The following is a 16,347-nucleotide window of genomic DNA, read 5'->3' as shown; positions in this document are numbered from 1 at the left end:
GATAGCCTCGTCCATATCTCAGCTTCAGTCGAGTCAAAAGGAGACGACAATGACACAACGACTGAATGCGAAGATTGCAGTTATCACCGGCGCCACTTCTGGGATCGGCCTTGCGGCAGCGAAGCGCTTCGTGGCTGAGGGCGCACGGGTCTTCATCACAGGCCGCCGCAAGGACGTTCTCGATGCGGCAATCGCTGAAATCGGCGGCGGGGTTGTGGGAATCCAGGCTGATTCAGCCAACCTCGCTGACCTCGATCGCCTCTATGAAAAGGTGAAGGCTGAGGCCGGGAGAGTTGACGTGCTCTTCGTCAACGCAGGTGGCGGCTCCATGTTGCCCCTCGGCGAAATCACGGAAGAGCATTATGACGACACATTCGATCGGAACGTGAAGGGGGTTCTCTTTACTGTGCAGAAGGCCTTGCCTCTGCTCTCGCGAGGATCATCGATCATCTTGACGGGATCAACAGCAGGCTCGAGCGGCACACCCGCCTTCAGCGTTTACGCTGCATCGAAAGCCGCCTTGCGCAGCTTTGCGCGCAACTGGATCCTCGACTTGAAGGATCGCGGCATTCGGATCAACACGCTCAGTCCTGGCCCGACGGAAACGACCGGACTGGTCGAATTGGCGGGTAAGGATCCAGCCCAACAGCAGGGCTTGCTGGATGCCCTGGCGGCCCAGGTGCCAATGGGCAGGGTTGGCCGTGCCGAGGAGGTTGCTGCTGCCGCACTCTTCCTCGCCTCGGATGATTCGAGCTTCGTCACCGGTGCCGAACTCTTCGTCGATGGCGGCAGCGCCCAGGTGTAAAGACAATATCGGCTTTGCGGATGCCAGCGGCGAGCCGCCCCTGGCATCCGCCTGACCTTTCCGCTAATGCTCCTCGCGATATGCGAAAGCGGAAAAGGCAGTGGCGAAATGACCGGCTATCAAATCTTCTGGCCACTCCTTGCCCATGTGGCGCTGGTCTATGGTCTTTATGCGCTTCTCGGGCAGCGGCGGGCAAAAATGGTCCGCGCCGGCAGTGTCGCGAAATCGGATTATCGCGAAAATCGCGACGAGCCGGCTGAAAGCCTCGTTGTCAAGAATTGCCTCGCCAATCAGTTCGAATTGCCTGTGCTCTTCTACGCCTGTTGTATTCTTCTCTATGTCACCGAGGCCGACAATATCGCGGCAGTCGGCCTCGCCTGGCTCTTCGTCGCCCTGCGTTATGTCCATGCCGCCGTCCATGTCACCAGCAACGATCTGCGCTACCGCAGCCCGCTCTTCGCCGCCGGATACCTGGTGTTGGGCGCGATGTGGGTCTGGCTCGCCGTATGGATGGCCATGGGCTGAGGACCGGCACGGAGTGCCTCGCCAGGCGCCCGGGTGGACAGCAATTGTCACTCGTCTCGGGCCGCGGCATGGATATCTCTTCGGTCAAAGAATCCTACAACTATTTCAGGTCTTTCGGCTGCTGATCAATTAGCATGATATGATCTAGAGGCCTGATTTCACATGGCTTTGCCGGTCGTTAAAATGCGAGCGTTTTCATTTACGACTGATGAAGACCTGCAATGTCATACCCGCCCGACGCGCTGATTTGGCATGATGCCTGCCCCGCGCGAACGATAAGAACGGGAACGACATGGGCGTGGAAAGCATGGATCGGATCGGCTTGCGCAGGAAGCCGAAGCAGGAGCGCAGTATCCAGAGGCTGGACCTCATTCTCGCTGCCGCTGCCAAGATCATTGCCGAAAAGGGCGTCAGCGCCATGCGGATGACGGAACTTGCCGTTGCCGCCAAAGTGCCGATCGGCTCGGTTTACCAGTATTTTCCCGAAAAGGCGGCGATCGTCAAAGCCTTGTTCGACCAACACGCCTCGGCAATCCAGGCGAAGACGGCGGCGATGTTTGCCGACGTTCAGACGCTCGACCAGGCGCTCGACGTGGTCTGCGATATCATCGACTGGTATTACGAGTCCTACCATGATGATCCGGTCTATCTCGGCGTCTGGATGGGAACGGAGACCGACCAGGATCTGCTGCAGCTGAACATCGAGCATAGCGGCCGCGTCGCCGGCATCTTTCATGAGGCCGTACGCCGGCTGGCGCCCGACCTTTGCGACGAAGAGATGTATGCGCGCACTTACCTGTTCAGCCACCTGATCGGCGCCGTCATCCGGCTTGCCGCCGTCAGCGACAAGGCCCTGGCGCGACGCATGCTCGACGAGTGGAAACGCGTCATCCGCGCTTCCCTTTTCGCCGCCACCGCAAAGCGCGCCGCCTAAGGGCGCTTACCTCTTATCTCCTACCAGCTCGGCACCATATTGGCGGCCTTCAGCCGTGGATAAAGACGTGCCTGGGCGGATTTGACATCGGCTTCCAGCGTGTCGTCGACGACGGCAGGCGTGATGTTGTCGAGGCAGGCAGTGATATGCGCGGTGATCGCGTTCATCAGCGAGAGCGAAACCCCCGGGCGCTTCATGATGCCGATCTGCACCGGCGGCAGCGCCGGAAAGCCGTCTGCCTGGCTCAGCACCTTCATGCCGGTGCGCAGCGCCGATTCCGGCATCACTGAGACCGCCATGCCGGCAAGCACGGCAGCGGCAACGACGGTGCAGGACCAGCTGGTGAACAGGATCTGGTGTTCGCGCCCCACCGCATCGAGCGCCGAGCAGGCGAGCTGGCGCCATTGGCAATCGCGCCGGCCGACGGCAAGCGGCACCGGCGCGTCGTCGCGGATCGGATGGTTGGCCGAACCCACCCAGCAGAGCGGCTCGGTTCTCACCACGTCGGACATGCGCTCGCGCGGATTGTGGGTGACGAGCGCGATATCGAGCTCGCCCTTGTGCATGCGATCGGCCAAGTCCACCGAGGGCTCGCAGACAATGTAGAGCTCGACATTCGGATGCGTCTTGGCGAAGCGGCCGATGATCTCGGGCATGTAGCGGTCGGCATAATCGTCAGGCGTGCCGATGCGCAGCGTCCCCTCCAGCCTGTTGTCGTCGAAGGCCGCGATCGCCTCATTGTTGAGACGGATGATGCGCCGGGCGTAATTCAGCAGCTTTTCACCCTCGACCGTCAGACGGTTGCCGCGTCCGTCCTTGATGAACAACTGCTTGCCGATGCGCTCTTCGAGACGGCGCATCTGCATGGAAACGGCCGATTGGGTCTTGTAGACCCTGTCGGCGGCCTTGGTGAAGCTGCCGGAATCGACGATGGCGATGAAAGTCTGCAACTGGTCGAGATCAAGAGGCGCGGACATTGTGTCACCCATAAAGATAGCTGATGATAATCATTAGAAACATTCGTTGGACTGATCAATAGCTCTTTGGCATCTTCGGGATGCAAATCAAGCAAAGTGAAGGACAGACGCCCTGCCTGTCCAAGCAGAATTCAGCCTTATCCCTTCCCGTTCGACCTCGCGGGAGGGGCGGGTTGTTGCGTGCCCTCGAGAAAGGAGAGTTCGATGCTTATGACAAACCGGACAACAGAACTCGACTGCGGCAAGCTCGCCCCGACGCTTTTCCAGCGTCTGGTCGCAGGCCTCGCTCCGCTGGTCTTCCTCTTTCGCGGGTTCCGCAATCGCATGGAGATCAACACGCTGCACGATCTGAATGACAGTCAGCTGAGGGATATCGGCCTAAGCAGGGCCGACCTGACCTCCGCGTTCCTGGCCTCGACCTTTTTCGAGGACCCGTCGGAACATCTGACGCGCTCGGCGCGCAATCGCTGGCGCCTGCAGCTCTTCCGCTCCTACCACGAATAGGAGCGTCGCGTTTCCCCGCAGGGTGATAGCCAATAGCCCTGCCGCTTGACCCGGTGATCGGCTTTTCCCAAGCCATCTCCGGGTTTTTTTATGCCTTGGTTTCAGGCGGCTTCGGCCGATAGGTCTCGAAGATCGCTTCCAGGTTTCTCTGGTAGGTCTTCTGCACTTCCAGCCCGCTGTCGAACATCGCGTTCAGGATTTCGGCGTAGCTGTCGGCATTGACCTTCGCCTCTTCTTTCGGCGCTTCTGCCTTCGGCACCTCTTGCGTCTTGGCAGCCGGTTGCTTGGCTGCCGCCGGCTGCCCAAGCCCGGCCATCATTTCCTGGAAAGCCTTGGCGAAAGGGTTGTCGAGGAAGGGGTTCGGCTGAGGTGCCGGTTCGGCCTTCGGCACCGAAAACATCTGCTGCATCGCCTGCGTGAAGGGATTGTCGAAGATGCTCGGCTGCGCCGCCTTCGGTTTCGGCGCGAAGCCGGTACTTTCCAGCCATTGCTGGATAGTCTCGCCCATCGCCGTGTTGACGAAGGGGTTGACCGCCGAAGCCATCTGTCCGGTCGTCTGTTTGAAGAGCCCGCCCATCAGCGTATCGGCCAGCACCGGCAGCATCCGCTTGTAGATATCCTGGCCGATGCCGGTCATCTGTGCGGCCTGGGCAGCGACCGCGCGCGAAACCTCTTTCGAGCCGAAAAGCTGCGCAAGGATATTGTTGCCGTCGGAGATGCCCTCCGGCGTGAAGGCCCGGTTCATATCCTCGAAATAGCGCGCATAATTGCCGGAAGAGACGGCCTGCATCAGCCCGACGAAATCATAAGGGTTGCTGGTGCTGCGCTTCAGGCCGGCGGAGAAGGCCGGCATCAGCGCCGCCATCGCCTTAGTCGCCTGCTCCTGGGCGAGATTGAACTGGCGGGCGACCGCCTCCATCGCCGCGCCGTTCTGTGCCTGCATCATCATGTCGAAGAGTGGCAGCATGGAGGTCCCTTTCCCCGAGTCGTGACGCGTGTCACGCCACTATATCCGGAAAAGGAAATGTGCAAACGGCTTTTTGCTATAAGAACTTAAAGCCGTACCTGCAAAGCTGCCGGGTGGTTTTCCGACTTGGCGAAGACCTCGGGCAGGCTCAGTATTGATAGTCCTCGAACACCGGCTCGACGGAGCCGTTCCACCGGCCGTGATAGAGCGACAGCAGATCCTCGGCGAGCGTCGCCTTCTTGGCGAGCACCTCGTCGAGCGGCGCCAGGAAGATTGTCTCGTCCTGCCCTTCGCCGTTGAGCTTGCCGCGCGCCTTGAGGCCGGCCCTTGATATGCCGACCACTTCCCGCGCCATGTCGAAGAGCGGGTGCCCGCGAAAGTCAGCCTTCAGCGCCTGCGCCGGAACGGCATCGCGCAGCGCGCCGATCTCGGCAAAGCTCCAATCCTTCGTCAACTGGTCGGCGGCGTCGAGCGCGGCATCGTCGTAAAGCAGCCCGACCCAGAAGGCCGGCAAGGCACAGATGCGCCGCCACGGGCCGCCGTCGGCGCCGCGCATTTCGAGGAAACGCTTCAGCCGCACGTCGGGGAAGAGTGTCGAAAGATGGTTCGTCCAGTCGCCCATCGTCGGGGCCGGATCGGCGATCTCACCCTTCAATGCGCCATTCATGAACTGACGGAAGGTCACATGGGTACAGTCGTGATAGCGGCCCTCGCGGACGATGAAATACATCGGCGCGTCGAGCGCCCATTCGGCATAGTCGCGGAAGCCGAAGTCGTCGCGGAAGGTGAAATCGAGCAGGCCGGCGCGCCGGTTGTCGACATCGCGCCAGATAGCGCCGCGCCACGAGAGCAGCCCGTTAGGCTTGCCCTCGGTGAAGGGTGAGGATGCAAAGAGCGCGGTCGCCAGCGATTGCAGCTTCATCGAAACGCGCATTTTCTTGCGCATATCGTCTTCGGAGGAAAAATCGAGATTCACCTGGATCGTGCAGGTGCGGTACATCATGTCGAGACCCTGGCTGCCGACCTTCGGCATATAGCGGGTCATGATCTCGTAGCGCGATTTCGGCATCTGCGGGGTTTCCGCATAGGTCCATTTCGGGCTGCCGCCGATGCCGAGGAAGCGGATGCCCATCGGCTCGGCGATTTCGCGCAGCGTCGCCAGATGCTGGTTCGATTCCCTGCAGGTTTCGTGGATCGTTTCCAGCGGCGCGCCGGACAGTTCGAACTGGCCGCCGGGCTCGATCGAGATCGCGCCCATGCCGTTCTGCTCGGCAAGACCGATGATGTTGCCGCCGTCCACGATCGGCTCCCAGCCGCTTTTCGCCTGCAAGCCGGTTAAAAGGGCGGAAATGCTGGCGTCTCCGAAATAGGGAACCGGGCTGTTGTCGGCGCGGAAGAAGGCGAATTTCTCGTGTTCGGTGCCGATCCGGAAGCGCTCCCGCGGCTTGTTGCCGGCGGCGATATAATCGGTCAGATCCTGAACCGAAGAGAGCGGTGTCTGGTCGGTGGTGTCGCGGGCCATGCGGGGTACCTGTATTCAAAAAGGCGCCCAGGGGGCCGGGCAGCTGGAAGGCTGATTAGGACCCAAGTCACGTATGTTGCAAGTGAAATTCTTTCAATGACGCATCAAAAAAATAACAGCAATTTCCATGTCCACCCGTTTTTCTCGTCAGTTCCAGTCGCCGATCGCTGCCTGCACCACCGCCAGCGCCGCCACGGCTGCCGTGTCGGCGCGCAGGATGCGCGGTCCAAGCGGAATGGCGGTGACGAAATTGAGGCTTCGAAGCCGCGCCCGCTCTTCCTCGGAAAAGCCGCCTTCCGGCCCGACGAGCAGGGCGAGGTGCCTTTCCCGGATCGCCGACAGTACCGGCAGCGGGTTTTGCCCGGCGTCGCCCTCATCGCAATAGATGATGCGGCGCTCTTTCGGCCAGCGGTCGAGCAGGTCGAGCAGCCGCACCGGCTCCGCCACATCGGGAATGCCGAGAACGCCGCATTGCTCTGCTGCCTCGACGACATTGGCGCGCAGCTTGTCGAGATTGGTGATCTTGCCCTGGACGTGCTGGGTCATGACCGGCTGCAGCAGGCCGGCGCCCATCTCCACGGCCTTCTGGACGAGATAATCCATGCGGCCGACCTTGAGCGGCGCAAAGAGATAATGCAGGTCGCAAGGCGCAGGCTGCGGCCGCGTCTCTTCGATTGCCGTCAGCTGAATGCGTTTGCGCGTGGGGAAGGCGAGAGTGGCCTTCCACTCGCCGTCACGGCCGTTGAAGAGCAGGACCTCCCCGCCTTCCTCCATCCTCAGCACATTGGCGAGATAGTTGAACTGGTCGGCATTCGCCTCGAGGGTGACGCCGCGGGAAAGCGGCGCGTCGACGAAAAGCCGTTGCATGCGGAAATTGGCGCGCATTTAAAACTCGCGGGGTTTCAGAGCATGATGCCGAAAAGCGTCAGCGGTCTTCTTATGACATCAAGCTCTAACTCTTTAATTTAGAACAGGATTCAGATTTTGGGCCGAGCAGGCCTAAAATCATCCTGTTTTAGACGAAGAGCGCGAACATAACCCAATAAATCACCGCCGCAAGCGCTGCGGAAACCGGCACGGTGACGATCCAGGCAGCGATGATCGTCATGAAATGCGAGCGGCGCACGAGATAGCGCCGCCGCGTCTCGTGGATGTTCGGATCCTCCGGCTCGTCGATATCGAAGCTCTCGGCCCTGCGCCTGATATAGGCGATGCGGCGCTTCGAATGGCGGGTGTACCATTCGCGGAAGAATCCGACGCCGAAGACAGAGCCGACGGCAATATGCGTGGTGCTGACCGGCAGACCGAGCCAGGAGGCGACGATGACGGTAAAGGCGGTCGACAGCGCGACGCAATAGGCCCGCATCGGATTGAGCTTGGTGATCTCCTCGCCGACGAGGCGGATGAGGCGCGGCCCGAACAGCAGCAGGCCGACGGAGATGCCGATGGCGCCGATCAGCATTACCCAGAGCGGCGGATGGCCAACGCCGTCACCGCCGCCGATACCGACCGAGTGGACGATCGCCGAAAGCGGCCCGACCGCGTTCGAAACGTCGTTTGCGCCATGCGCGAAGGACAGCAGCGCCGCCGAGCCGATGAGCGGCAGCCGGAACAGCACCCGCAGCGAGCTGTTGCGGTTTTCGAGATTGCGCGCCCGGGCGAGCACAAGCGGCCGGGCGATAAGCCAGCTCACCAGCCCGATGCCGATGCCGATGAGGATGATGGTGAAAGACGGAAATTTGCCGATGGGCGACAGCTGCAGCACCATATAGGCCATAAAGCCGCCGGCCATCACCGCGACCAGCACCGGCACCCAGCGCTGAGCAGCCGCAATCTTGTCGTCGCGATAGATGATAAGCGTCTTGACGAGGTAGAGCAGTCCGGCCGCGATCAGCCCGCCGATCAGCGGCGAGGTGATCCAGCTTGAGGTGATCTCCAGCATCACCCGCCAGTTTACCGGTTCCGTCCCGACGGCTGCGATGCCGGCGCCGATCACCGCGCCAACGATCGCATGGGTGGTGGAAACCGGCGCGTTCATCCATGTTGCGAGATTGATCCAGAGGGCGGCCGCCATTAGCGCCGCCATCATGATCCAGCCGAGCATTGCCTGCGGCACCTGGACGGCGTCGACGATGTTGGCGGAAATCGTCCTGACGACCCCGCCGCCGCCGATCGTAGCGCCGAGAACCTCGAAAATAGCGGCGATGACCAGCGCCTGGCCCATCGTCATGGCGCGCGCCCCGACCGCCGCACCGACATTGTTGGTTACGTCATTGGCGCCGATGTTCATCGCCATATAACCGGCAAGGGCCACCGCCGCCACGACGAGCACCGCTCCCCGCTGGTCGAACACGTAGACACCGGCAAACAGCATGGCCAGACCGACAAAGATCAGCCCGAGGCCAGGCGCCACCAGCCGCCGCAAAACATGCTTCGCCGCGTCCTCGGCATGGGTTATTTTGTCGAGATCCTTGTCGAGCGTGCGTTTCTTGAGGACTGTAGGACGTGGCGGCATTCTTTATTCCGGGGATGAAATCTGCTTCTACGCCACTTTCCTAGCAGCGCAAGATGGCAGGATTCATTCCGCCGGAATTTGCTTTTCCGCCGATGCCTGCTTTGCCGCTTTGGCCGAAAGCCTCTCGGTTATCTTTCGCTTGAAGGCCAGGAAAAGGCCGCGCAGCTCCGGCTCGCGCACGCGCCCGGCCGCCTCGTCGAACGAGACCCATTCGATGCGGCGCTCGCCCTTTTCCTTGAAGGTCTTCGCCATGTCGGTCACTTCGAGCGCATAGACCTGCACCTTGCAGGCAACCTGCACACCATCGCGCAAGACTTTAGAATAGCTGTAAGCGCCGAGCGTTTCCGTCTCGACCGCGCCGCGGACGCCGGCTTCCTCAAAGGCCTCCTGTGCGGCGACCTCATGAGCGCATTTGCCCGTCATCGGCCAGCCCTTGGGAATGACCCAGCGGCCGGTGTCGCGGCTCGTCATCAGCAACACCTCGACATCGCCACTCTTCTTTTTCACCCGATAGCAGATCGCACCATATTGCTGTCGCGGCGGACGCCGGAACATGAGTTGCACATCGGATGCCAATCGGGCGAGAAGAGTCAATTGTCGGTTCACCTTCGCAATGGTTGTTAGGAATCACTCATATACGTGTATCACGAAAAGCTTACACAATCCAAAGCCGCGGACGTTCCGAAACGGGATTTGATCGCCGTTCATTAAGGGAAATCAAGCGGGGACAGGCTCAAAAATCCGTCACGTCGTGTCTCGAATGCGTCACATTGCACAGGTGTTCAATATGGCGTGATCTTGCCTTTCCATCAATGGCGAGATCAAGTGATCCACTGTCATTTCTGATCGTGGTCATCATGCGTCTTCCACCGCTCAATGCCGTTCGCGCCTTCGAGGCGGTCTGCCGCCACGGCAGCATCCTGAAGGCGGCCGAAGAGCTGAAGGTGGTGCGCGGCGCCGTGCGCCAACAGATCGCCACGCTGGAGGGCCACTTCGGCCGCAAGCTCTTTGTTCGTGACGGCCGCAGACTGCTCCCGACCGCAGAGGCGAGCGCTTTCGCCGAGGCTTGCGGGGCGGCTTTCGACATTCTGCAACGCGCCGCTTACGAGCTCTCGGGCACCGTGCGGGGCCGCATCCGGCTCGGCGTTCCTTCCGCCTTCGCAGTCTGGTGGCTGATGCCGCGTGTTGCCGACATGCAGGCAAACCTTGGCGATACGGCGGTCGATATCGTGCCGATGCCGGCCGTCGAACCGCTGCAGATGCACCCGGAACTGGACGCGGTGATCATGGGCGGCGAATACCGGCCGGCCGCCGGCGTGACCGCGGTGCGTTTTATGGAAGATGAGTTCGGTCCGGTCGCAACGCCGGCGCTTGTTGCGACGCTGTCGGAGAACCCGGCAACGATGGGCCGGCTGACCATGCTCGCCAGCCGCAGCGTTCCGAAGCTCTGGGATGAATGGTTTGCCGAAAGCGGCACGCCGCTGGTCGCCTTTTCCCGCCGTCAGGAATTCGAGGATCTGCTGCTGGCGCTCGGTGCCGCCCGCTCCGGGCTCGGCATTGCCCTTGCGCCGCGCGCCTCGATCGAAGATGATCTTCAGCGGGGGCAGCTGGTCGCGCCCTATGGTTTCATCGCCCGGCCGTCCGGATACAGCCTCTGCTGCCGCACGCCGGATGCGAAACGTCCGGCTTTCTCAGCTTTGTCCGGCTGGCTGCGCCGCTGCGGGAGGCCGAGCTGAAAGGGCAGATTTTCTGCCCTTTCGCCAGAATAACCTCCATATTCGCCGCCCTGTCGCTCCGCTAAAAATTGTTCGAGTATCGGCAACAGGGATGAAGTGATGGAAAAGACCGCGACGCGCATCGACTGGATTGGCGGCAGCTGCCGGCTGCTGAAGGCGACGGCGGCCGAATTCGAGCGGACGCGGCCCTTCGCGGGCCTGTCGATCGGCACCGGCATTCATCTGGAGCCGAAGACGGTGGCGCTCTTGATGACGCTTCGCGCCGGCGGGGCGCGTCTCGTCTGCACCGGCAATCTCAACAGCACCCAGCCTTCGACGGTCGAGTTCCTGCGTTCGCAGGGTTTTACGGTCTTCGCCACGCAGACGACCGATCCGGCCGCCCATCATGCCAGCCTCGAAGCGGTGATTGCCGAAAGGCCGGACCTGCTGCTCGACAATGGCGGCGATCTCTTCGCCATCGCGGCTGAAAAACCCTGTGCCAATCTCCGTGGCGGCACCGAGGAGACCACCTCGGGCCGCACCCGCCTGCTGCCGTTGCGCGAACGCCTCAATATGCCGATCCTCGTCATCAACGACAGCCCGATCAAGCAGTTCGCCGAAAACAGGCATGCCGTCGGACAAAGCCTGTTCGAAAGCTATTTGCGCTTCACCAACCGCTCGACCAACGGCAAACACGTGACGGTGTTCGGCTACGGCGCCTGCGGCAAGGGCACGGCCGCCTGTTTCCGCAACGCATTTTCCACCGTCAGCGTCGTCGATATCGATCCGGTGGCGACACTCGAAGCCCATCTCGACGGTTTCGTCACGCCGTTGCGCGAGGCGGCAATCCGCTCCGCCGATATAGTCGTCACGGTCACCGGGTTTGCCGGCATCGTCACGGCAGCCGACCTGCCGCTCGTCAAGAACGGCGCGATCCTGATGAATGGCGGCCATTTCCCGCATGAAATCGATGTCGAGGCCTTCCGCCGCTATCCTGACGTCATCGGCATCGATCGCTACGAGACCGATCATATCGAGACCTTCCATCTGAGGGACGGCCGCTCTTTCCATGTGCTGGGCGGTGGCCACATGGCCAATCTCGCCGGCCCGCGGCCGCTCGGCAACACGGTCGAATCGATGGATCTCGGCTTCACCCTGCAGGCCCGCTGCCTGGAACGCGTCGCCAGGGGCATGGCCGGCGCCGAAGCCTGCGTCGTGCCTGTGCCCGGCGATATCGACGCGATAGTGGCAAATGCTTATCTTGATCTGGCGCGCTGAGGAGGATGCCGAAAAATGTGTGTGTTTTCGGACGACGACACGCGCTAGCTCCATGATTTAGAAAAGGATCAGATTTAAGGCCGACCCCGGCCTCAAATCATCCTGTTCCAGTCATTCGGCGAGGTGAGATCGGTCGATCTCGACGACGACTTTCCCGTCCGCCCGCCGGTTTTCGATCAGCCGATGTGCCTCGTCGGTATCGTCAAGTGTGAAGCGGTGCGGGTCGAGCCTCGGCGTCACCTTGCCGGCTTCGACCAGTTTCGTCATTTCTTGCATGATCTCGCCGTGATGGGGACGTCCTTCGCCGGTCAGAAGCGGCAGCAGCGTGAAAACCCCGGAATAGGTCGCCGCCTTAAAGGAGAGCGGCGCCAGAGCGTGATTTCCCCAGCCAAGGCAGCTCACGACATGGCCGAACCGGCTGACGGCCTGGAACGCCGTATCGAGCCCCTGGCCGCCGACCGTGTCGTAGACCAGATCGAAACCCTTGCCACCGGTATATCTAGCGACATAGGTTTCCACCGTTTCCGCGGCACGATCAATCGGCGTTGCACCAAGACCGGCGAGATAGTCCACTTTCGAAGCGCCATCAACGACATAGACCTGAGCCCCGACGGCCTTGGCGATCTGTGCGACGATATGGCCGACACCGCCGCCCCCCAGCACGAGCACCTTGTGATCGGCTCTCACGCCAGCGCGGTCAACGAGCCCTTCCCAGGCGGTAATTGCGATCAGCGGCAAAGCCGCCGCCTCGCGCATCGAAACGTTCTGCGGCTTTGGAGACAACAGCGCGGTGTCGACGGCTGCGAATTCGGCAAGCGATCCCTGAACGCCGCCGACGCCGCCGGTCATGCCATAGACCGCGTCGCCGCGACGCAAACCGCCGACGCCAAGTCCGATCTCTTCGACGATGCCAGCCATATCGATGCCAAGCACGGCTGGAAGCGGGTGGCGTGCATGGGCCGCGTTGCCGGCCCTGATCTTGAGGTCGAGCGGATTGACACCGCTCGCCAAGATACGCACCAGGACCTGGCCTTCACCCGGCACAGGCTTCGGAACATCGGCGATTGAACGAAGCCGCTTTCGCGGCATTTGGAGGATCTGATTGCATGAAGCGCTCCTGATTGAAGGAATGGGCTGTTTTGCCCAACCTTCAATCAGGAGATGACGATGACGGAGATGAGCCCTCTACGCCGGCGCATGATCGATGACATGACGATCCGCAATCTTTCGCCAGCAACGCAACGATCGTATTTACATGCGGTAACGAAGTTCTCGCGCTATTTCGGGCGATCGCCAGACCGTCTTGGACTGGAAGACGTGCGCGCGTTTCAGGTGCATCTGGTTTCATCGGGCCTATCATGGCCAGCCTTGAACCAGACAGTTTGTGCCCTGCGGTTCTTCTTTGGCGTCACGCTTGGTCATGGCGAGATACCGGAGCGCATTGCCTATGCCCGGACACCGGCCAAGCTGCCGACGATCCTCAACGGCGACGAGATCGTGCGGTTTCTGGAAGCCGTTCCAAGCCTGAGGACCCGTACCGCACTGACGACAGCGTATGCGGCGGGGCTGCGCGCCTCGGAAGCTGTCCATCTCAAGGTCCGCAACATTGATGGCGAACGCGGCATCATCCGCGTCGAGCATGGCAAGGGCGGAAAGGATCGCAACGTCATGCTGTCAGCGCAGTTGCTCGCGATCCTGCGGGTCTATTGGCGGCTGGCGAGACCCGAGGTCTGGCTGTTTCCGGGTCGGGACGAGACCAAGCCCATCGACGTCCAGGTTCTGTATTCTGCCTGCCGTTCGGCGTGCGCCGCGGCCGGCATCGACAAAAGGGTAACGGTGCATACGCTGCGCCACAGCTTTGCCACCCATCTTTTGGAAAGCGGAACCGACATCCGCATCATCCAAGTTTTGCTCGGCCACAACAATCTGTCCACCACGGCACGCTACACGAAGGTTTCCAATACCCTGATCCGCAGCACGACCAGCCCGCTCGACCGACTGACGCTGGAGGTGGTGCCGCCAAGCTGAGCAAGTTTCGCCATGGCGGCGGGACTGGAGGTGGCGGATATTTTTCGCCGCCACGGGGAAAGATATCGTCAAGCCCACGACACCCATCTCGGGCGTGTCGAACGCCGGGTCATGAGTGCGGTCGAGATGTGCCGGACCGCTCGCCTGGGCGGGCATGTCCAGCAATGTCAGGACTGCGCGGCGTTCCGCATCGCCTATAATTCCTGTCGCAACCGGCATTGCCCAAAGTGCCAGGGACAGGCGAGCCGTGACTGGCTTGCTGCCCGACAGGCCGACCTTCTGCCTGTCGGCTATTTCCACGTGGTCTTCACCCTACCGCAGCAGATCGCCGCAATTGCCTTCCAGAACAAAAATGCCGTTTACACGATCCTGTTTCGCGCCGTCGCCGAGACGTTGCGCAAGCTTGCTGCCGATCCCAGGCATCTGGGTGCAGAGATCGGCTTCATCGCGGTGCTGCACTCCTGGGGACAGAACCTCCATTTTCACCCTCATATCCACTGCATCGTGCCGGGCGGCGGATTGTCGGCGGACCAGTCCCGTTGGGTTCCCTGCCGGGCAAACTTCTTCCTGCCCGTGCGCGTTCTGTCATCCCTGTTCAGGCGGTTGTTTCTTGAAGAGCTGAAGCAGGCCTACGACCTGGACCAGCTTCGGTTCTTTGGCGATATCGCCGGCCTGGCCAATCCGGCGGCGTTCAATCACATTGTCAAAGAAACGCGGCGTGTCGCCTGAGTGGTCTATGCCAAGCCGCCATTTGCCGGACCCGAACAGGTGCTGGCCTATCTCGGGCGCTATACCCATCGCATTGCCATCTCCAATTCCCGCCTCGTCAGCATCGATGGCGATCGAGTCACATTCCGATGGAAGGACTATCGAACGGGCGGCAGGCAAAAGGTAATGACGCTCGATGCCCACGAGTTCATCCGCCGTTTCCTGCTTCACACCGTTCCGGACGGCTTTCACCGCATTCGTCATTATGGCCTGCTTGCCAATGGCCATCGGCAACTGAAGCTGGACCTGTGCCGAAGCCTGCTCGACGTCCCGCCGCCGGAACACCCGGTCGAAGAACCGGACACAAAGCCACCACCTTTGCTGCACCGCTGCTCCTGTTGCGGCGGAACCATGACGATCATCGGCGCGTGGACCCCGCTCCAGCCGGTACGTCGGCCAGCATGGAACGACAGTTCATGATCATACCACGCGCGCCATCATTGCAACGATCAGCGTCGGCATGCCGAAGAGCCGCGGTGCGAGTGCTTTGGCCAATCGTGCCCGAGCGACGTTTCGGTCGATGCAAACCAGCCGACAGGCGCGTCAAAGACACCGCAAATACCGGCAAGAATCTCCTTCCATACCTGTCCACGGGCTCCGGCAAGGCTCAACCCTGCAAAACGCCATCCACCGCTTCGGCTAAATCCCCATAGCGCCAAACAACCCGCGCCTTCGCTCAATCCGGCTTCAATGAGGTCCGATCAGTGAATGCCGCACGCACAGCGCCCGGACCTCACAGAACCCTCCAGATTCGTAATGGCGAATTCGGCGATTCCGCCAACATCACTTTCATCGTTGATTGTCTCGACATGCAACTCTCCTTCGTTCGCAGCGCGGCGTCTACGGTCGCAACGGGTTTTTCTGGAAGAAGAGATCGCTCATTGAAACGCGAATGAAAATAAAAGAAAAAGACTGAAGCCCATGCATTTTTGTTTGATGGATACGAGCGATGGAATGGAGCGACCTGAAGATTTTTCTGGCGATCGCGCGGTTCGGAACGCTGGGGGCGGCAGCCCGCAGCCTCGGTCTGACCCAGCCGACGATGGGCCGGCGGTTACGTGCCCTGGAAGCGTCGGTTGGGCAGACGCTATTTCAGCGCACGGCCGAGGGCTTCGTACTGACCGGGGAAGGCGCGGCTGTGCTCGCCGGTGCCGAACGGATCGAGGAGGAGACGTTTGCTATGGAGCGCGTCCTTGCCGGCGGCAGCCGCCAGCTCGGTGGTTTTCTCAGGCTGTCTTCGTCCGACTGGTTCGGCGCGCATGTGCTTTCGCCGGTGCTGGCGGAATTCTCGCAACTCCATCCCAAGGTGGTAGTCGAACTATTGACCGACAGCCGGCTCCTCAGCCTGCCCCGACGAGAAGCCGACCTCGTTTTCCGAATTCAGCCCTTTACGGAAGCGGAGATCATATCCCGCAAGCTTATCCATATCAAATACGGCCTTTACATCCATCGCGGCGCGCCGCACCCAAGAGCATTTGACGGCGCGGGCGCCCGCCTCGTCAGCATGGACGCGGCTTTCGGCGACATGCCGGATGTCGGTTGGCTGCAGCGCCTCTTGCCGCGGGCCGAAATCGTCATGCGCAGCAACAGCCGCGATGTTCAGGCGGCGCTCTGTGCCAATGGAGCCGGGCTCGCCGTCCTGCCGCGGCCCCTCGGCGATTCCCTTGCTGCTATTGAACTGGTCGATCTTGGTGAGGCACCGCCCGGCCGCGACACCTGGGTCGGCTATCATCGCGACATGAAGCGCCTGGCGCGGCTGCGCGCCCTGCTGGATCTCGTCGTCGAGAGATTGGCGCATTGAACCGGCGC

The 16,347-nt window shown here is 61.3% G+C and carries 15 protein-coding genes and 1 pseudogene; 9 read left to right on the top strand and 7 right to left on the bottom strand.

Features of this window, described 5'->3' with window-relative positions:
* Nucleotides 1–49: 49 nt before the first annotated feature.
* The 3 genes from ACS4RS_RS03360 (at nt 50) to ACS4RS_RS03350 (ending at nt 2,264) form a co-directional block, all read left to right on the top strand.
* Nucleotides 50–805 (top strand): SDR family oxidoreductase, encoded by a 756-nt coding sequence (locus tag ACS4RS_RS03360; RefSeq protein ID WP_439008722.1) that lies wholly within the window; start codon nt 50–52, stop codon nt 803–805.
* 108 nt (nt 806–913) lie between these two features.
* Complete coding sequence (locus ACS4RS_RS03355; RefSeq protein ID WP_439008723.1) at nt 914–1,330, top strand: MAPEG family protein; 417 nt, start codon at nt 914–916, stop codon at nt 1,328–1,330.
* A 292-nt stretch (nt 1,331–1,622) separates the two neighbouring features.
* Nucleotides 1,623–2,264, top strand: coding sequence for a TetR family transcriptional regulator (locus tag ACS4RS_RS03350; RefSeq protein ID WP_439008724.1), 642 nt, complete (start codon nt 1,623–1,625; stop codon nt 2,262–2,264).
* A 20-nt stretch (nt 2,265–2,284) separates the two neighbouring features.
* On the opposite strand, the gene ACS4RS_RS03345 is transcribed toward ACS4RS_RS03350, so the two are convergent.
* Entirely contained in the window at nt 2,285–3,241 is a 957-nt protein-coding gene (locus ACS4RS_RS03345) for a LysR substrate-binding domain-containing protein (protein ID WP_439008725.1), read from the bottom strand.
* A gap of 204 nt (nt 3,242–3,445) precedes the next feature.
* On the opposite strand from ACS4RS_RS03345, the gene ACS4RS_RS03340 reads away from it, so the two are divergent.
* Entirely contained in the window at nt 3,446–3,745 is a 300-nt protein-coding gene (locus ACS4RS_RS03340; RefSeq protein WP_439008726.1) for a DUF1127 domain-containing protein, read from the top strand.
* 88 nt (nt 3,746–3,833) lie between these two features.
* Here the strand turns inward: ACS4RS_RS03340 and ACS4RS_RS03335 are convergent, their stop codons facing one another.
* The 5 genes from ACS4RS_RS03335 to ACS4RS_RS03315 all read right to left on the bottom strand — a co-directional run bounded on the left by ACS4RS_RS03335 (nt 3,834) and on the right by ACS4RS_RS03315 (nt 9,343).
* Complete coding sequence (locus tag ACS4RS_RS03335) at nt 3,834–4,712, bottom strand: DUF937 domain-containing protein (protein ID WP_449313874.1); 879 nt, start codon at nt 4,710–4,712, stop codon at nt 3,834–3,836.
* Nucleotides 4,713–4,860: 148 nt separating this feature from the next.
* Nucleotides 4,861–6,234, bottom strand: coding sequence for a glutamate--cysteine ligase (locus tag ACS4RS_RS03330; RefSeq protein ID WP_439008728.1), 1,374 nt, complete (start codon nt 6,232–6,234; stop codon nt 4,861–4,863).
* Nucleotides 6,235–6,381: 147 nt separating this feature from the next.
* Nucleotides 6,382–7,119 (bottom strand): 16S rRNA (uracil(1498)-N(3))-methyltransferase, encoded by a 738-nt coding sequence (locus ACS4RS_RS03325; RefSeq protein WP_439008729.1) that lies wholly within the window; start codon nt 7,117–7,119, stop codon nt 6,382–6,384.
* A 130-nt stretch (nt 7,120–7,249) separates the two neighbouring features.
* The gene (locus tag ACS4RS_RS03320; RefSeq protein WP_439008730.1) at nt 7,250–8,749 is read right to left on the bottom strand and encodes an inorganic phosphate transporter; all 1,500 of its coding nucleotides are present in this window, start codon (nt 8,747–8,749) and stop codon (nt 7,250–7,252) included.
* 63 nt (nt 8,750–8,812) lie between these two features.
* On the bottom strand, nt 8,813–9,343 hold the full coding sequence (locus ACS4RS_RS03315) for an NUDIX hydrolase (RefSeq protein WP_449313873.1): 531 nt from the start codon (nt 9,341–9,343) through the stop codon (nt 8,813–8,815).
* A 263-nt stretch (nt 9,344–9,606) separates the two neighbouring features.
* Between ACS4RS_RS03315 and ACS4RS_RS03310 the strand changes: the two genes are divergently transcribed.
* Together ACS4RS_RS03310 and ACS4RS_RS03305 are read left to right on the top strand one after the other, a co-directional pair.
* Nucleotides 9,607–10,485: a LysR substrate-binding domain-containing protein gene (locus ACS4RS_RS03310; RefSeq protein ID WP_439008731.1), complete on the top strand. Its 879-nt coding sequence runs from the start codon at nt 9,607–9,609 to the stop codon at nt 10,483–10,485.
* A gap of 99 nt (nt 10,486–10,584) precedes the next feature.
* A complete protein-coding gene (locus ACS4RS_RS03305; protein WP_439008732.1) occupies nt 10,585–11,742 on the top strand; it encodes an adenosylhomocysteinase in 1,158 nt (385 codons plus the stop codon).
* A 111-nt stretch (nt 11,743–11,853) separates the two neighbouring features.
* On the opposite strand, the gene ACS4RS_RS03300 is transcribed toward ACS4RS_RS03305, so the two are convergent.
* Complete coding sequence (locus ACS4RS_RS03300; RefSeq protein ID WP_439008733.1) at nt 11,854–12,831, bottom strand: zinc-dependent alcohol dehydrogenase family protein; 978 nt, start codon at nt 12,829–12,831, stop codon at nt 11,854–11,856.
* A gap of 78 nt (nt 12,832–12,909) precedes the next feature.
* On the opposite strand from ACS4RS_RS03300, the gene ACS4RS_RS03295 reads away from it, so the two are divergent.
* The 3 genes and pseudogenes from ACS4RS_RS03295 (at nt 12,910) to ACS4RS_RS03285 (ending at nt 16,339) form a co-directional block, all read left to right on the top strand.
* Entirely contained in the window at nt 12,910–13,770 is an 861-nt protein-coding gene (locus ACS4RS_RS03295; RefSeq protein WP_439008560.1) for a tyrosine-type recombinase/integrase, read from the top strand.
* 12 nt (nt 13,771–13,782) lie between these two features.
* Nucleotides 13,783–14,958, top strand: a pseudogene (locus ACS4RS_RS03290) (IS91 family transposase).
* Nucleotides 14,959–15,487: 529 nt separating this feature from the next.
* Nucleotides 15,488–16,339, top strand: a complete 852-nt coding sequence (locus tag ACS4RS_RS03285; protein WP_449313872.1) for a LysR family transcriptional regulator — start codon at nt 15,488–15,490, stop codon at nt 16,337–16,339.
* Nucleotides 16,340–16,347 lie beyond the last annotated feature (8 nt).

It is taken from the genome of Rhizobium sp. F40D2 (assembly GCF_051810745.2).
In the GTDB taxonomy this organism is placed as follows: Bacteria; Pseudomonadota; Alphaproteobacteria; order Rhizobiales; family Rhizobiaceae; genus Rhizobium.
The sequence above is the reverse complement of the archived record's forward strand: the minus strand, read 5'-3'. Positions and strand labels throughout refer to the sequence as shown.

Coding starts and splice junctions, on each gene's coding strand:
- ACS4RS_RS03305 (WP_439008732.1), top strand. CDS start 10,585: ATGGAAAAGACCGCGACGCGCATCGACTGGATTGGCGGCAGCTGCCGG.
- ACS4RS_RS03340 (WP_439008726.1), top strand. CDS start 3,446: ATGCTTATGACAAACCGGACAACAGAACTCGACTGCGGCAAGCTCGCC.
- ACS4RS_RS03300 (WP_439008733.1), bottom strand. CDS start 12,831: ATGCCGCGAAAGCGGCTTCGTTCAATCGCCGATGTTCCGAAGCCTGTG.
- ACS4RS_RS03310 (WP_439008731.1), top strand. CDS start 9,607: ATGCGTCTTCCACCGCTCAATGCCGTTCGCGCCTTCGAGGCGGTCTGC.
- ACS4RS_RS03335 (WP_449313874.1), bottom strand. CDS start 4,712: ATGCTGCCACTCTTCGACATGATGATGCAGGCACAGAACGGCGCGGCG.
- ACS4RS_RS03330 (WP_439008728.1), bottom strand. CDS start 6,234: ATGGCCCGCGACACCACCGACCAGACACCGCTCTCTTCGGTTCAGGAT.
- ACS4RS_RS03345 (WP_439008725.1), bottom strand. CDS start 3,241: ATGTCCGCGCCTCTTGATCTCGACCAGTTGCAGACTTTCATCGCCATC.
- ACS4RS_RS03325 (WP_439008729.1), bottom strand. CDS start 7,119: ATGCGCGCCAATTTCCGCATGCAACGGCTTTTCGTCGACGCGCCGCTT.
- ACS4RS_RS03320 (WP_439008730.1), bottom strand. CDS start 8,749: ATGCCGCCACGTCCTACAGTCCTCAAGAAACGCACGCTCGACAAGGAT.
- ACS4RS_RS03295 (WP_439008560.1), top strand. CDS start 12,910: ATGACGGAGATGAGCCCTCTACGCCGGCGCATGATCGATGACATGACG.
- ACS4RS_RS03285 (WP_449313872.1), top strand. CDS start 15,488: ATGGAATGGAGCGACCTGAAGATTTTTCTGGCGATCGCGCGGTTCGGA.
- ACS4RS_RS03355 (WP_439008723.1), top strand. CDS start 914: ATGACCGGCTATCAAATCTTCTGGCCACTCCTTGCCCATGTGGCGCTG.
- ACS4RS_RS03360 (WP_439008722.1), top strand. CDS start 50: ATGACACAACGACTGAATGCGAAGATTGCAGTTATCACCGGCGCCACT.
- ACS4RS_RS03350 (WP_439008724.1), top strand. CDS start 1,623: ATGGGCGTGGAAAGCATGGATCGGATCGGCTTGCGCAGGAAGCCGAAG.